This window comes from Pseudomonas sp. Je.1.5.c, from assembly GCF_051129895.1.
GTDB lineage: Bacteria > Pseudomonadota > Gammaproteobacteria > Pseudomonadales > Pseudomonadaceae > Aquipseudomonas > Aquipseudomonas urmiensis.
The window spans coordinates 61,487-78,761 of the sequence record NZ_JBCPSP010000005.1; the positions used below are offsets into that span (position 1 = coordinate 61,487).

The 17,275-nt window shown below is 65.8% G+C and carries 13 protein-coding genes; all 13 read left to right on the plus strand.

Translation table 11 applies throughout. The annotated features are described in order from the left end of the window. Positions 1-13: 13 nt before the first annotated feature. The 13 genes from tssJ to AAZU54_RS06240 all read left to right on the plus strand — a co-directional run bounded on the left by tssJ (position 14) and on the right by AAZU54_RS06240 (position 17,208). The gene (gene tssJ / locus AAZU54_RS06180; protein WP_186552830.1) at positions 14-511 is read left to right on the plus strand and encodes a type VI secretion system lipoprotein TssJ; all 498 of its coding nucleotides are present in this window, start codon (positions 14-16) and stop codon (positions 509-511) included. A gap of 15 nt (positions 512-526) precedes the next feature. Further along, positions 527-1,861, plus strand: coding sequence for a type VI secretion system baseplate subunit TssK (gene tssK / locus AAZU54_RS06185; RefSeq protein ID WP_405129015.1), 1,335 nt, complete (start codon positions 527-529; stop codon positions 1,859-1,861). A 6-nt stretch (positions 1,862-1,867) separates the two neighbouring features. Further along, positions 1,868-3,175: a DotU family type VI secretion system protein gene (locus AAZU54_RS06190; protein ID WP_186552828.1), complete on the plus strand. Its 1,308-nt coding sequence runs from the start codon at positions 1,868-1,870 to the stop codon at positions 3,173-3,175. Continuing rightward, positions 3,172-6,675: a type VI secretion system membrane subunit TssM gene (gene tssM, locus AAZU54_RS06195; RefSeq protein WP_405129016.1), complete on the plus strand. Its 3,504-nt coding sequence runs from the start codon at positions 3,172-3,174 to the stop codon at positions 6,673-6,675. Before AAZU54_RS06190 ends, tssM begins: the two co-directional genes overlap by 4 nt. After that, positions 6,672-7,328, plus strand: coding sequence for a type VI secretion system-associated protein TagF (gene tagF / locus AAZU54_RS06200; RefSeq protein WP_186552826.1), 657 nt, complete (start codon positions 6,672-6,674; stop codon positions 7,326-7,328). The genes tssM and tagF overlap by 4 nt, the downstream gene beginning before the upstream one ends. Beyond that, on the plus strand, positions 7,325-8,044 hold the full coding sequence (locus AAZU54_RS06205) for a PP2C family protein-serine/threonine phosphatase (protein ID WP_186552825.1): 720 nt from the start codon (positions 7,325-7,327) through the stop codon (positions 8,042-8,044). Before tagF ends, AAZU54_RS06205 begins: the two co-directional genes overlap by 4 nt. Positions 8,045-8,051: 7 nt before the next feature. Beyond that, positions 8,052-11,066 (plus strand): serine/threonine-protein kinase, encoded by a 3,015-nt coding sequence (locus tag AAZU54_RS06210; protein WP_434726828.1) that lies wholly within the window; start codon positions 8,052-8,054, stop codon positions 11,064-11,066. After that, positions 11,066-11,782: an ABC transporter ATP-binding protein gene (locus AAZU54_RS06215; RefSeq protein ID WP_434726829.1), complete on the plus strand. Its 717-nt coding sequence runs from the start codon at positions 11,066-11,068 to the stop codon at positions 11,780-11,782. Before AAZU54_RS06210 ends, AAZU54_RS06215 begins: the two co-directional genes overlap by 1 nt. Next, a complete protein-coding gene (locus tag AAZU54_RS06220; RefSeq protein WP_186552822.1) occupies positions 11,782-12,984 on the plus strand; it encodes an ABC transporter permease in 1,203 nt (400 codons plus the stop codon). The genes AAZU54_RS06215 and AAZU54_RS06220 overlap by 1 nt, the downstream gene beginning before the upstream one ends. Further along, positions 12,977-14,749 carry a formylglycine-generating enzyme family protein gene (locus AAZU54_RS06225; protein WP_312155701.1) on the plus strand — a complete coding sequence of 591 codons (1,773 nt, stop codon included), beginning with the start codon at positions 12,977-12,979 and terminating at the stop codon, positions 14,747-14,749. Before AAZU54_RS06220 ends, AAZU54_RS06225 begins: the two co-directional genes overlap by 8 nt. Positions 14,750-14,826: 77 nt before the next feature. Further along, positions 14,827-15,753: a type VI secretion system-associated lipoprotein TagQ gene (gene tagQ / locus AAZU54_RS06230; RefSeq protein ID WP_434726830.1), complete on the plus strand. Its 927-nt coding sequence runs from the start codon at positions 14,827-14,829 to the stop codon at positions 15,751-15,753. 151 nt (positions 15,754-15,904) lie between these two features. After that, entirely contained in the window at positions 15,905-16,795 is an 891-nt protein-coding gene (locus AAZU54_RS06235) for an NAD synthetase (RefSeq protein WP_189661677.1), read from the plus strand. After that, positions 16,795-17,208, plus strand: a complete 414-nt coding sequence (locus tag AAZU54_RS06240) for a hypothetical protein (protein ID WP_312152520.1) — start codon at positions 16,795-16,797, stop codon at positions 17,206-17,208. The genes AAZU54_RS06235 and AAZU54_RS06240 overlap by 1 nt, the downstream gene beginning before the upstream one ends. Positions 17,209-17,275 lie beyond the last annotated feature (67 nt).

Consider the following 17,275-nt stretch of genomic DNA (forward strand, 5'->3'; position numbering starts at 1 on the left):
CATGAGGACGAGGATGAATGCAACAAGACTGATCGCAGTCGCGGCTCTCGCACTGCTCAGTGCCTGCAGCAAGGATGCGAGCGTAGCGCCCGTGGCCGAACAGGCCGCCGCCGGCCATGCCGTGACCCTGTACTTCAGCGCCGCCGAAGGCCTCAACCCAGGTGCCAGCGGTATACCTGCGCCAGTCCGGGTGCGTATCTACGAGCTGAAAAACAGCGCGGCGTTTGCCCGCGCCGACTACTTCGCCCTGGCCGAGCGCGCCCAGGCGACCTTGGCCGCCGACCTGCTCGACCAGGACGAGGTGCTGCTGCAGCCCGGTGAACAATTGAGCGTCGAGCGTCCCCTCGACCCGGCCACCCGCCAGATTGGCCTGGTGGTCGGCTACCGCGAAATCGACCAGGCCCAGTGGCGCAGCGTGCTCCCTGTGCCACCGCGCGATTATCAGATCAGCCTCGATGTGCGCGCCGTGCGCAGCGCCGTGGCCGTCCAACCCATTGAGTCTGCCCGCTAGGCAATCGGAGAACCCATGTCCTGGAACAATCGCGTGGTCTGGTCGGAAGGCATGTTCATCACGACCCAGCACTTCCAGCAGCAAGACCGCTACCTGGAGAACTTCATCGATGCCCGCAGCCGGCCATTGTCCTGCGCTGCCTGGGGGTTCTCCGAGCTGCTGATCGACCAGGGCCTGCTGGCCCAGGGCAAGCTGGCGATCCTCAGCGCCCGCGGCCTGCTGCCTGACGGCACGCCGTTCGATATCCCTCGCGATGACCTGCCGCCGCCGCCGCTGGAGATTCCTGATGACCTGCGCGATGGCCTGATCTACCTGGGCCTGCCGCTCAAGCGCTCCGGCGCCCGCGATACCGTCGACGAAGGCGAAGCTGCCGAGGGGGCGCGCTACGTCAGCCGTATCAGCGAGGTGCGTGACGATAACGCCCCGTTCGAGAACCGAGCGCCGCTGGCCTTGGGCAGCCGCGCCCTGCGCTTGCTGCTTGAGGTCGATGGGGTCAGCGATCATGCCGCGCTGGGTGTGGTGCGTATCCGTGAGAAGCGCGCCGACCGCGCCCTGGTGCTCGACGACAACTACATTGCGCCGCTGCTGGATGTCAGTGCCAACAACCTGCTCTCGGGGTTTCGCAGCGAACTGCTGGGCCTGCTGCACCAGCGTGGCGAAGCGTTGGCCGGGCGGGTGGTGGCCTCGGCCAACGGCGGCGCCTCGGAAATTGCCGACTTCATGCTGCTGCAACTGGTCAACCGCGCCCAGCCACTGCTCGAGCACCTCAACCAGCTCAGCCCGCTGCACCCCGAGCGGCTGTACAGCGAGCTGGTCAGCCTGGCCGGTGAATTCGCCACCTTCTGCAGTGAAGGCCGGCGTCCGGCCAGCTATCCGGTGTACCAGCACGACGATCTTGCGGCGACTTTCACCCCGGTCATGAGCGCGTTGCGCGAAGCGCTGTCGATGCTGATCGACAGCAAGGCGGTAGCCATCCCGATCATCGAGAAGGCCTACGGCATCCACGTGGCCATGCTCGCCGACCGCAGCCTGCTCGACAGCGCCAGCTTCATCCTGGTGGTGCGCGCCGATGTGCCCAGCGAGACCCTGCGTAGCCGGTTCGGCCAGCAGAGCAAGGTCGGCTCGGTGGAGCACATCCGCGACATGGTCAACCTGCAACTGCCGGGTATCGGCCTGCTGCCGTTGCCGGTGGCGCCACGGCAGATCCCGTTCCATGCCGGCTCGACCTATTTTGAGCTGGACCGCGGCAGCGAGCACTGGAAGCAATTGCAGCATTCCGGTGGTTTCGCCTTCTATGTCGCCGGCGAGTTCCCCGGCCTGAGCCTGGCCTTCTGGGCCATTCGAGGATAAGCCGCGATGCACTCCGACGATCCGCAGGCGTTCGACCGCACCCAGTTCATGCCCAGGCCCGGTGGCCGTGGCCCGCAACCGGCCGCAGCGGCCCAGCCAGCCCCGGCGCCGCTGAACCTGCCCGCCGAGCCACTGGCGCTGGGCCAGGCCCAGGGGCTCAATCCGCTGGAGCAGGCGGCGGGTCCGCTGCTGGCGCTGCTCACCCGCTTGCGCAACACCATTGCGCATCCGGCTCCGGCCAGTTTGCGCGCGCAACTGCTGGCCTACCTGCGCCAGTTCGAGGAGCGCGCCGAGGCTGCCGGGGTGGCGCGCAACGAGGTGCTGCTGGCGCGCTATGCCCTGTGCACCGCGCTCGACGAGGCGGTGCTCAGCACGCCTTGGGGCAGCAGCAGTGACTGGAGCAAGCAGAGCCTGTTGATCACTGTGCACAACGAGGCCTGGGGCGGCGAGAAGGTGTTTCAACTGCTCGAACATTGCCTGCAGAGCCCGCGTGAGCGGCTGAACCTGCTGGAGCTGTTGTACCTGTGCACCAGCCTCGGTTTCGAAGGTCGCTACCGGGTGATGAACGGCGGCCGGGCGCAACTGGAAGCGCTGCGCGAACGCACCGCCTCGGCGATTCGTAGTGCCCGCGGTGAGGTCGAGCGCGAACTGTCGCCGCATTGGCGTGGGGTGACGGTGACGCGTGATCGCCTGGCGCAGTTCGTACCGCCCTGGGTTGGCCTGGCGGTGGCCCTGGCCCTGCTGTTGCTGGTGCTGTTCGGCCTGCGCCTGAAGCTGGCCGCCGATGCCGAGCCGGTGTTTCGTGGCATCCATGCGCTGGGGGAAATTCCGGTGCAGGCGATGGACCGGCCAGTGGTCCAGGCAAAACCGGTGGAGCGCCCGCGCCTGGCGGGGTTCCTGGCAGACGACATCAAGGCCGGTCGAGTCAGTGTCGAGGATGCGGTCGACCGCTCGGTGGTGACCATTCGTGGCGATGAACTGTTTGCCTCCGCCAGCGCCAGCATCAAGGGCGATTTCGAGCCGCTGATGCTGCGCATCGCCGAGGCCGTAGCCAAGGTCAAGGGCAACGTGCGGGTCTCCGGGCACAGCGACAACCGACCGATCGCGACACTGCGCTTCCCCTCCAACTGGGCACTGTCGCAAGCCCGCGCCGAACAAGTGCGCGAAATCCTCGCGGCGCGTACTGGCCAGCCTGAGCGCTTCACCGCGCAAGGCCTGAGCGATACCGAACCGCTGGCGTCGAACGACAGCGCCCAAGGCCGCGCGAAGAATCGCCGGGTTGAAATCACCGTTTTGGCGGAGGGCGTCGAGTGAAGGCGTTTTTCAGTTTTGTCATCCGCTGGGTGATTCCGCTGCTGGGCCTGTTGGCCCTGAGCCTGATCATCTGGTTTATCGGCCCGCTGCTCGATGTGCTGGTGCCAGCGGCGCCGCGCTGGGTGTTGATCATCCTGCTGTTCACCGGCTGGCTCGGCTATCGCCTGTGGCGCATCGTCCAGGCCCGCCGGCAGGCGGCCAAGGTGATCCAGAGCCTGGCCGCAGAGAGCGCGCCCGACCCTGCCAGCGTCGCCACCGCCGAAGAGCTGGCGACCCTGCGCCAGCGCATGGACGAAGCCTTGCAGTTGCTGAAAAAGGCCCGCCTGGGGGGCGATGAGCGGCGCAACCTGTATGAGCTGCCGTGGTACGTGATCATCGGCCCACCCGGTTCGGGCAAGACCACGGCGCTGGTCAATTCCGGCCTGCACTTTCCGCTGGCGGCGCAGATGGGCGAGGGCGCCATTCGTGGTGTGGGCGGTACACGCAACTGCGACTGGTGGTTCACCGACCAGGCGGTGCTGCTCGACACCGCTGGCCGCTACACCACCCAGGACAGCCACGCGCAAGTCGACAAGGCGGCCTGGCTGGGCTTTCTCGACCTGCTGAAGAACCAGCGCTCGCGCCGGCCCATCGATGGCGCGTTCATCGCCATCAGCCTGTCTGACCTGCTGCTGGGCAGCGAGGCCGAGCGCGCCGCGCATGCCGTGGCGATCCGCACGCGGATCCAGGAGCTGTACAGCCAGTTGGGCGTGCGCTTCCCGATCTACCTGATGCTGACCAAGCTCGACTTGGTGCCGGGCTTCATGGAGTTCTTCGACAACCTCGGCAAGGACGAGCGCGCCCAGGTCTGGGGCATGACCTTTGGCCTGGACGACGGCCAGCACGGCGAAGGCCCGCTGGCTCAGTTCGGCAGCGAGTTCGCATTGCTCGAGCAGCGCCTCAACCAGCGTCTGGTCGAGCGCCTGCAACAGGAGCGCGACCCGGCCAGGCGTGACTTGGTGTACGGCTTCGTGCAGCAGTTCGCGGCCTTGCGCGGCAACCTCAAGACCTTCCTCGATGGCGTGTTCAAACCCAACGCCTTCGAAGACCGCGCGCTGCTGCGCGGCGTCTACTTCACCAGCGGTACCCAGGAAGGCAGCCCGATCGACCGGCTGATCGGCAGCATGGCCCAGAGCATGGGCCTGGATCGTGCCCACCTGGCCCGCCAGAGCGGTACCGGCCGCAGTTATTTCATCGAGCGCCTGTTCAGCGCCGTAGCCTTCGCCGAGCGCGGGCTGGTCGGCAGCAACCCGCAGGTCGAGCGCCGGCGCAAGTGGATCGCCCGCGGCGCGTTGGCCCTGAGCGTGGCCCTGGTGCTGGTGGTCGGCACCTTGTGGACCCTCAGCTATCGCGCCAACCAGCAGTACATCGCCGAAGTCGACAGCCGGCTCAAGCCGTTGGGCAGGAGTGTGCAGGCGCTGAGCCCGGCGCAGCGCAACGTGCTTGAAGTGCTGGGGCTGCTCAATGCCGTGCGCGGCCTGGCCGACAACCCGCCGAGCTGGGCCGAGGGCCTGGGGCTGTACCAGGGCGATATGCTCGAAGGCGAATCGAACAGCGTCTATCGCAAATTGCTGATCGCTGTGTTCGCCCCCCGGCTGGTGACACGCATCGAGGAGCAGCTGTATGCCGGTGGCCCGTCCGATTACCTCTACGAGGGCCTCAAGGCTTACCTGATGCTCGCCGACAGCGAGCATTACGACCCTGAGTTCATCAAGGCCTGGATCAGCCTCGATTGGGAGCGCAGTCTGCCGCGCGACCTGGCGCCCGAGCAGCGCCAGGCCCTTGAGCAGCACTTGCAGGCGCTGTTCGAGCGCCGGCCGCCAAATGCCCGCCTGGACCAACGCCTGGTCGAGGACGTGCGCCGCCAACTGCAGCAGTTGCCGGTAGCCCAGCGCGTCTATGACCGGGTCAAGCGGCAGAAACTGCCGGCTGGGGTCAGCGATTTTCGCATCAGCGACGCTGCCGGGCGCGATGCGGCGCTGGTGTTCCGACGCAAGAGCGGCAAGCCGTTGGACGAGCCGCTGCCGGGCATCTTCTCCGTCGAGGGCTACCGCAAGGCGTTTCTCGCTGCGAGCCTTGCGCACAGCGAGACGCTGGCCGAAGAGCGCTGGGTGCTGGGCCGCGAGGCCAGCGAGTCGGGCGATGCCAAGCGGTTGGCCGCCGATGTGCTGCAACTGTATTACCAGGACTATATCCGCCATTGGGATGCGCTGCTGGCCGACCTCGACTTCGTGCCGATCACCAGTGTCGGGCAGGCCGCAGATGTGCTGCGGGTGCTGTCCGGTCCGACCTCGCCGATGAAGAAGTTGCTGCAGGCGGCGGCCAAGCAAACCAACCTGGCGCAGCCGACCAGCCTCGACAAGGTCCAGGCCAAGGCCGAGCAGGCCGGGGTCGATCAGCTGCGTCAGCGCCTGGGCGGTCTGTTGGGTGATGCGCCGCTACCCAGCGACGACCCCGCCGCGCGTGAGCTGGACCCGGTGACCGCGCACTTCGCCGAGCTGGCCACCCTGGTGGAAACCAGCGAAGGCCAGCCAGCGGCCATCGATGCACTGCTCAGCGACCTCAATGCCCTGTACGTGCAGGTCAGCGCCATGGTTGGCGCCAGTGGCGACGCGCTGCTGGGCGAAGCCAAGAACCAGGCCCAGGCCGCTGCGCAGCGTGTCGCCCTGGGCGCTGCACGTCAGCCCGAGGTGGTGCAGAACCTGGTGAGTTCGGTGCTCGGCTCGACCCACACCATTGTCATGGGTGGGGTGCGCAACCAGCTCAATGCCGCCTGGAACAGCGAAGTGCTCAACGTCTACCGCCAGTCGCTCAGTGGCCGTTATCCGCTAGTGGCCGGCAGTGCGCGCGATGCCACCCTGGAAGATTTTGGTCAGTTCTTTGGGGTGGGCGGGGTAATGGACAACTACTTCCGCAAATACCTGCAACCCTACGTCAACACCTCCTCGACGCCGTGGAGCTGGCAGCCGGGGGCGGCGCAGAAGCTGGGTATCAACAGCAACGTCCTGGCCACCTTCCAGCGCGCCGCCGCCATTCGCGATGCCTACTTCCGTGCCAGCGGCGGCATGCAGCCGGGGGTACGCTTCGAGCTCAAACCGGTGGCGATGGATGCCTCGATCACCCAGTTCTTGCTCGATCTGGATGGCCAGCAGGTCAGCTATGACCACGGCCCGAGCCGGCCGGTAGCGCTGCAATGGCCTAATCCCAACAGCATTGGCGTGGTCCGGCTGTCGATCTCGCCGCCTGCCGCCAGCGGCCGCTCCGGGCTGACCATGGAGGGGCCGTGGGCCTGGTTCCGCCTGCTCGATCAGTCCGACCTGGTCGCCGCCGGCTCGCCTGAGCGCTTCAACCTGCGTCTGCGCGTCGATGGTGCCAGTGTCTCGTACGAGCTGCGCGCCAGCAGCGCGTTCAACCCGTTCCGCAGCCGCGTCAGTGGCTTCAGCCTGCCGGAGCGCCTGTGAACGATTTCGGCTTCTACGGCAAGCTCGCCAGTCGCGGCGATTTTGTCAGTCGCGGTTTGCCGCAGAGCTTCATCCAGCCCTGGGATCAATGGCTGGCGGCGGGGCTGCAGGCCAGCCAGCAGCAGTTGGGCGAGCAGTGGTTGCAGGCGTATCTGGTCAGCCCACTGTGGCGCTTTGCCCTGGCGCCGGGGGTATGCGGCGAGTCGCCGGTGGTCGGCGTGGTAATGCCGAGCATCGACCGGGTCGGGCGCTATTTTCCGCTGACTGTGGCGCAGCTACTGGCACCGGGGGAGTCGCTGGCAGCCGCAGTGTCTGGGGGGGATGAGTGGTTCGAGCAGGTGGAGAGCGATCTGCTGGCAACGCTTGAGCCGCAGGCTTCGTTTGAACAGTTCGAGGCGGCCTTGCGGCCTTTCCCAGGTGCCAGCCCCCAGCTGCCGGGCGCACGGGCTTCGTTCACTGGGATGCGCAGGCTGCACGTCACCACCCCTGAAGGGCGTGCACTGGCCCTGGCCGAGTGTGCCTGCGAGGGCATGAGCCTGTGGTGGGGCAGGGGTTCGGAGCGGATCGCCGCCGGCCTGATGCGCTGCGTGGGGTTGCCGCGCAGTGAGGATTTCGCCGGGTATCTCCTGGGCAACGAGGTAGATTGCAGATGACCGCCATGCATTACACCGCGGCCAGTTACAGCCATGTCGGCATGGTCCGCAAGATCAACGAAGACGCCTGCCTGGAATTGACCTGGGCGGGCTTGTGGGCGGTGGCCGACGGCATGGGCGGGCATGCGGCGGGCGATTATGTCAGCAGCCTGGCGGTGGACAGCCTGCGCAGTCTGCCGATGCTCGACGGCTTGGGCGAATTTGTCGATGAGGTGCGCGACGGGCTGGCCTGGGTCAATGGCACGGTGCGCGAGGAAACGCTGCGCCGGGGCGTGGCGATGATGGGCAGTACCGTCGTCGTGCTGGCCGCACGCGGTGACCAGGCGATTGGCCTGTGGGCCGGCGACAGTCGGCTGTACCGCCTGCGCGATGGCAGCATCGAGCGCCTGTCCCACGACCACAGCTACGTCCAGGAACTGCAGGACAGTGGCCTGCTCAACGAGGCTGAGGCGCGCGTGCACCCACGCGGCAACATCGTCACCCGCGCCATTGGCGTCGAGGATCACCTGGAGCTGCAGGCCGTCACCTTGCAGGTGCAGCCGGGCGATACCTACCTGCTGTGCAGCGATGGCCTGAACAAGACCGCCGAAGATCACGAGATCGCCGAAGTGCTCGGCCACGCCGACCCCTACCAAGTGGTGCGCAGCCTCGTCCATCTGGGCCTGACCCGTGGCGCGCCGGACAACATCACCGCTGTGGTCGTAAAGGCGAACTGAACAGAGCATGGACATGCACATCCCCGGATTCGACATCGACGGCGAGATTGGCCAAGGCGCCATGGCCAGCGTCTACCTGGCCACCCAGCGCTCACTGCAGCGCAAGGTGGCGTTGAAGGTCATGGCCGCGAGCCTGGCCGCCGACCCGACCTTCTGCGAGCGGTTCTTGCGCGAAGGCCGTACCCTGGCCCGCTTGGCGCATCCGCACATCGCCACCATTCACGACATCGGCAATGTGGGCGAGCTGTACTACATGGCCATGGAGTTTCTGCCCAGCGGTACGCTCAAGGAGCGCATCGCTGACGGCCTGACGCCGCAGCAGGGCCTGTTGTATGTGCGCCAGATCGCCCAGGCGCTGGGCTATGCCCACGCCCAGGGGCTGGTGCACCGTGACGTCAAACCGGCCAACATCCTGTTCCGCGCCGATGGCACCGCCGTGCTGTCGGACTTCGGCATCGCCAAGTCGCTGGATGATCGCACCCAGTTCACCCAGGCTGGGTTTGCTGTGGGCACACCCAGCTACATGAGCCCGGAACAAGCCCGCGGGCTTGAGATCGACGGCCGCGCCGACCTCTACGCGTTGGGCGTGGTGCTGTATGAAATCCTGGTCGGCAAGCTGCCGTACAACGGCACCGATGCGCTGTCCACGGCGTTGGCGCACCTCACCGAGCCACTGCCGGAACTGCCCATCGAGCATGGCCGTTACCAGGACATCTTGCGCGGGCTTCTGGCCAAGGACCCGAATGAGCGTTTCGCCGACGCTGCCGCCTTGCTGGCAGCGCTTGACCGCTTGCCGGTAGAAAGTACTGACAGCACTGTCATCCGCCCGCTGCCGCTGCCGCCAGTGGCACCGGCCAAGCCAGATCTGGCCGGGCTGACGCCGGTGTCTATCGAGATCCCCAAGGCGCCGCCAGCGCCCGAGCCGGTTAGCGCCGCCACTGTCGACCGCGCCCCTGCGCCAGCTGCCAAATCGGCATCGAATAAACCCGCCAAGGCGGTCCTGGCCTTGGCCATTGCTGCTGCGCTGGGCCTTGGTGGCGCGTTCTTCTGGCTGCTTGGCGGCGACCAGCAGCCCGCAGCGCAGGCGCCGCAAGAGCAATCGCCAGTGGCGCAGACAGCCGGTCAAACTGCGCCTGAGCGCACACCGCTCGCCGCCGTCGATGACCAGAGGCCTTTGCTGATGCCCGGCAAGAAGACCCTGTACCAGCGTGTGCTCAGCCAGCCCGGCGCGCAGCTGCTCGATCAGCCTGGCGGCAGTGCTGGCGAGCGTTTGCCAGCGTTCAGCGTGCTCTATGTCTACCAACGCAAGGAGGTCGACGGTAAGCCGTGGATCGAGGTCGGCAGCTCCAGCGATGGACAGCGCGATGGCTGGTTGCCGGCCAGCGCGAGCAGCGATTGGAAACAAAGCCTGGTGCTCAAGCTCACCGAGCGTTCCGGCCGCTCACCGGTGATGTTCATGCGCAATGCCGACGACGTGCAGCGCCTGCTCGATGACACCGGCCAGGCGCGCGAGCAGTTGCTCAAGGCGCAGAACCATCCCGACCAGGTGCCGCAGGTCATGGCCTTGGAGCCGACTGCCAGCGCCGTGCCGCAAGAGCAGTTCTACCTGATGCCGATCTTCGATTTCCGCGAAAGCTTCGATGCCCAGGGCCAGCCGGTGCAACTGCTCAACATCGCCTCGATCGACCCCGGCGCCAGCGCCCGCGACACGGCGCCAAAGGCCGCCGGGGTGGCGGGTGCCGATGGCAAGGCGTTTCGCACCGGTATCGTGCTGGTGGTGGACACCTCGGTTTCCATGCAGCCCTACATCGACCGCGTGCGCCAAGTGGTCAGCGAGCTGCAACAGCAGTTGGCTGCACGTGGCGAGCTGGACAGCGTCAGCTTTGGCCTGATCGGCTTTCGCAATAGCACCAAGCGCACCCCGGGGCTGGACTACCTGAGCAAGACCCTGGTGAGCCTGGAGCAGGGCCGCGATCCGGCGCGCTTCCTCAAGGCTGCGGCGCAAGTGAAGGCCACCAATGTTTCCAGTCACTCGTTCAATGAAGATGCCTTTGCCGGGGTCATGCAGGCCGTTGAAGGCATGGACTGGAACGGCTATGGCGGGCGCATCGTGCTGTTGGTCAGCGATGCCGGCGCGCTGCGCAAGAACGACCCCTACAGCAGCACCCAGATGAACGAGGCCGAGGTGCGCCAGGCCGCCTTGAGCAAGCAGATCAAGATCTACGCCCTGCACTTGCGCACCCCGGCGGGGCAGAAGAATCATGCAGGCGCCGAGCAGCAGTACCGGGTGCTGACGGCCGACAGCAACCCGCAGATCGGCGACCTGTATGTGTCGGTGCCCGGCGGTGACGTCAACGCCTTTGGCGAGCGCGTGCGCGAGATCGGCTCGACCTTCGCCGAGTTGGTCCACCAGGTGCGTAGCCAGCAGCCCCAGCCGGTGCCATTGCTGACCTCGGCGTCGAGCCTGGCTGCCAAGTCGCAGGCCATCGGCTATGCCATGCACATGGATTTCCTTGGCCGCCAAAGCGCCAGCCAGGCGCCGCAACTGGTCAGCGCCTGGACCGCCGACCGCGACCTGACCAACCCTGCGCTGCCCACCTTGCAGGTGTGCGTGATGCTGACCAAGCTGCAGCTCAACGATTTGCAGCAGTCGCTCAAGTTGATCGTCGATGCCGCGCGCAAGACCCGTAGCTCGCCTGGCGATTTCTTCAATGAAATCGCCAGCGCCAGTGCCTACATGAGCCGCGATCCTGGGGCACTGAGCAAGGGCACCAATCTGGCCCAGAGCGGTGTGCTCGGCGAGTACCTGGAAGGGCTGCCTTACCGCAGCAAGTCGCTGAGCATGAGCCAGGACCTATGGCTGTCGCTGTCGGTCGCCGAGCAGCAAGACTTCATCGACGAGCTCGACTCGAAGATCCGTCTCTACGAAACCTTCCACAACGACATGGCCAACTGGGTGCGTTTCGGCAACGCCGAGCCGGGTGACGCCTTGTACCGTGTCCCGCTATCGACGCTGCCGTGATGATCAACCTGCACGAGGTGAGCAAGACGCGTGGCGAGGGTAGCCAGCGCTACAGCCTGGAGATCGAGCGGCTGTGCTTGTCGGCGGGTGAGCGGGTGGCGTTGGTCGGCCCCAGTGGCTGTGGCAAAAGCACCTTGCTCGACCTGCTCGCGCTGGTGCTCGAACCTGATGCTGCGCAGGCATTCGGCCTCGCCCTCGATGGCCGCGAGGAAGATATCGCCGCGCTCTGGCGCAGTCGTCGACTCGACCGTCTGGCCGCCCTGCGTAGCCGCCATCTGGGCTATGTGTTGCAGGCCGGTGGGCTGTTGGGCTTTCTCGATGTGCGCGGCAATATTCGCCTGCCTCGGCAACTGCTGGGGCTGGACGAGGACGGCAGTGTCGAGCGCCTGGCGCAAGCGCTGGATGTCCACGACCAGTTGGAAAAGCGCCCGGGGGCGTTGTCGCTCGGCCAACGCCAGCGCGTCAGTTGCGCCCGCGCCCTGGCCCATCAGCCGGTGCTGCTGTTGGCCGATGAGCCGACGGCGGCGCTGGATCCGCTCAACGCCGAGCGGGTCATGGGCCTGTTGCTGCGTCAGGCCGAGGCACGCCGGGTGACCTGCGTGATCGCCACGCACGACGAACAGCTGGCCCGTGACGCTGGCCTGCGGGTGCTGCGCATGAGCTGTCGGCGCGATGCCGATGGTGGTGTCACGGCGACCTTGGGCAGGGCCGCCTGATGCGCCCGCTGCTGATCGCCAGCCTGGCCTGGCAGGACTATCGCAGCGATGCACGGCTGTCGGCCTGCAGCGTGTTGGCGCTGGTGGCGGTGATTGCGCCGCTGCTGGTGCTGTTCGGACTCAAGTTCGGCTTGGTCGGCAGCCTGACCGAGCGCTTGCAGCGCGATCCTGGCGTGCGCGAAATCATCCCCTTGGGCGGTGGTCGTTTCGATGCCGCGTTCATCGCCAATCTGGCTACCCGCGAGGAGGTGGCATTCGCCATTGCCCGGACCCGGCAGATCGCCGCGACAGCCGAGTTGCGGCTACCGGCACAGGGCCGTGCGGTGACGGTGGAAATGCTTCCCACCGCTGACGGTGACCCGTTGCTGCAAGGGGCGCCAGTGCCAACCGGCCTGCAACAAGCGGTGCTCAGCTTCACTGCGGCAGAAAAGCTTGGGGTCAAGGCCGGTGACTCGCTACTGGCCAGCTTCAGCCGCCAGCAGGCGGGGCAGCTGCAATGGCGCCAGAGCGAGCTGCAGGTGCTGGCGGTGTTGCCGCTGGCAGCCTTTGAACGCGATGGACTATTTGCCTCGCTGACGCTGCTGGAGGCCGCCGAAGATTATCGCGATGGCCGCGCCGTGCCTGCCCTGGACTGGGCCGGTGAGCGCGAGGCCAATGCCACCCAGCGGGTGTATCCGGCGTTTCGCCTGTATGCCCGCTCGCTGAACGATGTCGAGCCGCTGCGCCAGTACTTTGCCGAGCGCAAATGGCTGGTGTCGACCCAGGCGGCGCAGATCGCCCAGGTGCAGTCGCTGAGCCGCAACCTTGACCTGGTGTTCTGGATCATCGCGGCCCTGGCTGTCGTTGGTGCTACCGCCGCCATCGGCGCAGGCGCGGTGGCGGCGGTCGAGCGCAAGCAGCGCGAGTTGGCGGTGCTACGCCTGCTTGGCTTCGGCACTGGCGCACTGCTGCTGTTCGTGGTGCTCCAGGCGTTGTACAGCGGGGTGTTCGCCGCGGCCCTTGGCGGCCTGTTGTATGCCCTGGCCGAGCTCGGCCTGAACCGAATGTTCACCCAGGTGCCGGGCGAGTACGCCAGCCATCTGCTGCCCCTGCACTACCTCGTCGCGCTGCTCGCCGTCCTCTCGGCCAGCACCTTGGCTGCCGCCCTGGGTGGCTGGCGGGTGGCGCGGATCGATGCTTGCGAAGGAATCCGTGATGTCTGAATTTCGCCTCGGGGCGCTGGCCCTGATCCTAGCCACCCTCAGCCTGGGCGCCTGCTCTCAGGCAGAGGATGAACAGCCCAAGGCAGCTGCCAAGGCTGAAACTGGCCAGCCGCTCGCCGCTGACAAGTTGGACAACCCCAAACCCTTGGCCGGAGATGTCAGCCTGCCGCTGCCCTGTGGCGGCGAAATCGTCTTCCGCCCTGTCTATGTATTGGCCCAAGGCAGCCTCGACGATCGTGAGGTGAGCCTGGGTTACCCCTTCAGCGAAGGCGAGGCGGGCTACAAGCAGTCGTTCATTTCTGGCTATCGGCGCGACTTCATCAACGGTCAGTTCAGCCTGGCCGACTTGGCCCCGCAGTGGCAACAGCAGGTCTCGCCGAACCTGCCCAAGGTCGACGCGAAAAGCCCGCTCAAACCGATGATGTATTTCATCGGCAAGTACGAAGTCACCGCCCGCCAGTATGCCCAGGTGATGGCCCAGGCCCAGGCGCTGGCCAGTGGCGAGCAGCCGCCGGCGTGCGCGCCAGTCACCGACATGGCCGGGCGCCTGCCCAAGGTCAAGCTGTCGCGCTTTGAGGCCGAGCGTTTTGCAGCGGTGTACAGCGCCTGGCTGATGCAGCATCACCGCGCGCTGTTGCCCGTCAGTGGCCGAGGGAGCAAAGCCGAAGACGGCGGTATTGGCTTCGTGCGCCTGCCGACCGAAGTGGAGTGGGAGTTCGCCGCGCGCGGCGGCTCGCTGGTCAGTCGCCAGGAGCTGGAGGGCAGGTTGTTCCCGCGCAAAGTCGAGGGCAGCGACAGCGAAGGGCCGTTGGCCGACTGGGCGGTGTTCAACCAGGTTGCCGGCGGCACTGGCCAGGCGGCACGGCTGTTGCCAATCGGCACCAAGCTGCCGAACCCGTTGGGCTTGTTCGATGTGATCGGCAACGCTGCGGAGATGGTGCAGGAGTCGTTCCAGCTGGTCCATGCCGGGCGCCGCCAAGGTGCTTATGGCGGCTTCGTGGTCAAGGGCGGCAACTACCTGGAAGGCGAGGGCACCTTGTTTACCGGCATGCGCCGGGAGTATCCGCTGTTTGGCGCCGACGGCACCGAGCAACGCAACGAGACCACCGGTTTTCGCCTGGCCATTGGCGCGCTGTCGGCGCCGCGTTCGCGTTATCCGGAGCTGTTCGAGCAGTGGCAAAAGGAGGGTCGCCTGGCCAGCCTGACCGATGCCATCGATGACGCCCAGGACCCGACCAAGCGCCTGGACGGGATCATCGCCAGCGCCACCGACCCGCGCCTGCAAGCCGAACTGGGCCTGGTCAACGAAGAGCTCAAGCGCAACGTCTCGCTGATCGCCCAGCAGCGCGAGGAGGCCGCCGGCAACTTGATCCAGTCCGCAGCCCTGGTGGCCGAAACCATCAACAACTACAACATTCGCCTGACCAACCTGCGCAACACCCAGGCCAAGGCGCAAGCGGCTGGCGATCAGACCAGCGCGCGCATGTACGGCGCCGCCATCGCCAACGGCCGCAGCGCCCTCGATGGCGCGGTGGCGATCTATATCGACAACCTGGCCAGCGGCACGCGCTACACCGACGCGGTGATCCAGGCGCAGTTCCAGCGGGTCAAGCAAGAACTCAATCTCAAGCCGGTCCTGGGCAAGAGCCTGGAGAGCCGCGCCACCCTGTTCGTCCGCCACGTCGGGGAGTACCGCCAGCAACGGCGGGCCGATCCGGCGACGATCCTCAAGGAGCTGCTGGCATCGGCCGCCCCGCGCCCTTGAACGACTGCAATGCAAGCAAGCCATCCCGGGCGGCATGACGCCACCCGGACCTGTACAACCCAAGCGAGAACCTGACCATGCTTTTCACCCGTAACGCTCTGATCAATGCCACCCAGGCCCGTACCGCACTGCTCCTGGCCGCAGGCTTCAGCACCGTACTGTTGGCCGGCTGTGCTGGCTCGCCGGTCTCCAAGGTCGGTGCCAGCACCAAGGTCGAGTACTACCCAAGCTGCTACGAGCCTGTGCAGCACCTGCGCTCCACCGACTCCGACATGACCAAGTCGGTCGCCACCGGTGCCCTGCTCGGCGCGGTCGGCGGCGCGCTGACCGGCGCCCTGGTCGACGGTGACAAGCGCGGCCGCAATGCCGCGATTGGTGCCGCAGGCGGTGCCCTGGTCGGTGGCGCGGCGGGCTACTACACCGAGCGTCAGAAACAGATCAGCGACGATAAGCAGCGCATCGCCTCGTACGCTACCGACATCGACAAGAGTGCGGCCGACATGGACCGTACCACCACTTACGCCAAGGCTTCGCAGAGCTGCTACCAGCGCGAGTTCGCCAACCTCATGGACGGGCGCAAGGCCAACCGCATCAATGACACCGAAGGGCGCAAGCGCCTGGCCGAGATCGTCGCTGGCCTGCAAGAGTCGAACAACCTGATCAGCGCTGTCAGCGGTCGCCTGGGTGAGAACCTCAACAACTACACCCAAGCCTACGAGCAGGACCTCAAGCAGGTGGGTGTACAGCGCGCCGATGTGACCGTGGTGGCAGCGGCCGAAGCGCCGAAAGCCGCGACCACCGGCAAGAAGGCCAAGGCGGTGAAGAAGACCAAGCTGCCTGACGTGCCGAAAGAAGCCGTCGCTACCGAGAAGACCCTGCAGAACGCCACCAGCAAGAAAACCGAGGCCCAGCAAGTGGCCAAGGCTGGCCAGGATCAGGTCAACGGTATGTGCCGCAACCCAGACATGGGTGACTGGGCGCCGGTGCCTTGCCCGAACGTTTGATGCCTGATCTTCAAGGCAGTTAAGTACCTCGTGGGAGCGGGCTTGGCCCGCGATCGAGTCCGTCACGACGCGGACTCATCGCGGGGCAAGCCCGCCTCCCTATGAGGCACGCCCGCCTACTTCTGCAAGGACAGCACTCGTGACAGACCTTTTGGCAAACCCATTGGGTAATACCTCGCAGTTTCTCGCGCGTCAGCGAATCCAGGCACGAATCAACTTGCCGAAAATGTTCGCCGCGATCGATGCCGACCCCCGCATCGTTGGGGCAGGGGTTGTGTACATTGACGCTGACTTCAATGTCATTACCCTGCGTGAGTTCCAGCCGATCTGCAGCATCAGGCCCAAGCGCGTGATTCTGCGGGAAATCAACAAATACCAGACCCCCGCGCAGTACACCGAGCAGTTGCAAAACAATCCGCGTGAGTCGCGAGTGGTCAAGGAAGCGATCAACACCTCGCTTTCCTGCGCCGGTGCATTCATCGGCTGGTGGGTGGTTTTCAGCGGTACCATCGCCGCGCCGTTCACTGCAGGTACCAGCCTGGTGCTGACCTATGTCGGCGGTACAGCAGCTGCAGCCAGCACTGCCCAGTGCGCCATTGGGGTTATCCGTACGGTGCGCGAAGTGACCAATCCGGCCGCCAACGATGCACTGGATGAAAACCAGTGGTACCAGGCGGCTTCCAAGGTGCTCGATGGCGCGTCGCTGCTGGGCGTCGGGGCTTCGGGGCTGACCACGCTCAAATACCTTCAGGTGCACAAGGCCTCGACCGGGCGCAGCTGGCTTGAACTGACCCGATCACTCAGCCGGCAGCAGCGCAAGGCGCTCACCGATGAGCTGCTTTCGATCAAGCATCCCAGTCTCACGCCCAAGCAGCTCAAGTTACAGCAGGCTGCAGGCACCATGACCAAGCGCTACACGCCCACGCAGATCAACCATGCCACCCAGACGCTGTTGCGCGACTCTCTTGGTGCCACTTTTGGTCTAGCGGGCAGTGCCACGGTGCAAAGCATCGCCGTGGGCCTCTATGAGGAGTTCGAGTGATGATGAAGTTTGGCGAGTTCCAGGCTTTCATGCGGTGTTACTTCCCAACGTTTTTGTTGGGCTTTTTCACCTGTGTGATGTCGGGGGCTTTGTCACTGGCTATGTGGATCGATAGTCACTGGCGCAATCATTCGGATAATCCGTTGTACACCCTGATGGGCACGGCAACGCTAGCGCTGTTGCTCTGCGCTGGGCACTTCGCGATGATCCGCGGCCTCAAGTGGGCCATGTGGGTTGTTTTACCCGTCCCGTTCGTGGCGTTGCTGATGGCATTGAGTCTGTTGGGAAGCGGTTTGAATGCGGTGCTATTGGCGATTCTGCTGGCGCTGCCGTTGTTGGCGGCATGGGTGTTCAATAGCGAGCGGCATCGCGAAATGCGTCGGCGGTTGGTGGAGTTACGGCGCCAGCGCTGAGCTGCGACCTGTACTCGGCAAGATCCCGCATCACTTGTTTTCGGCTCTCATTCCCGCCTTCACCATA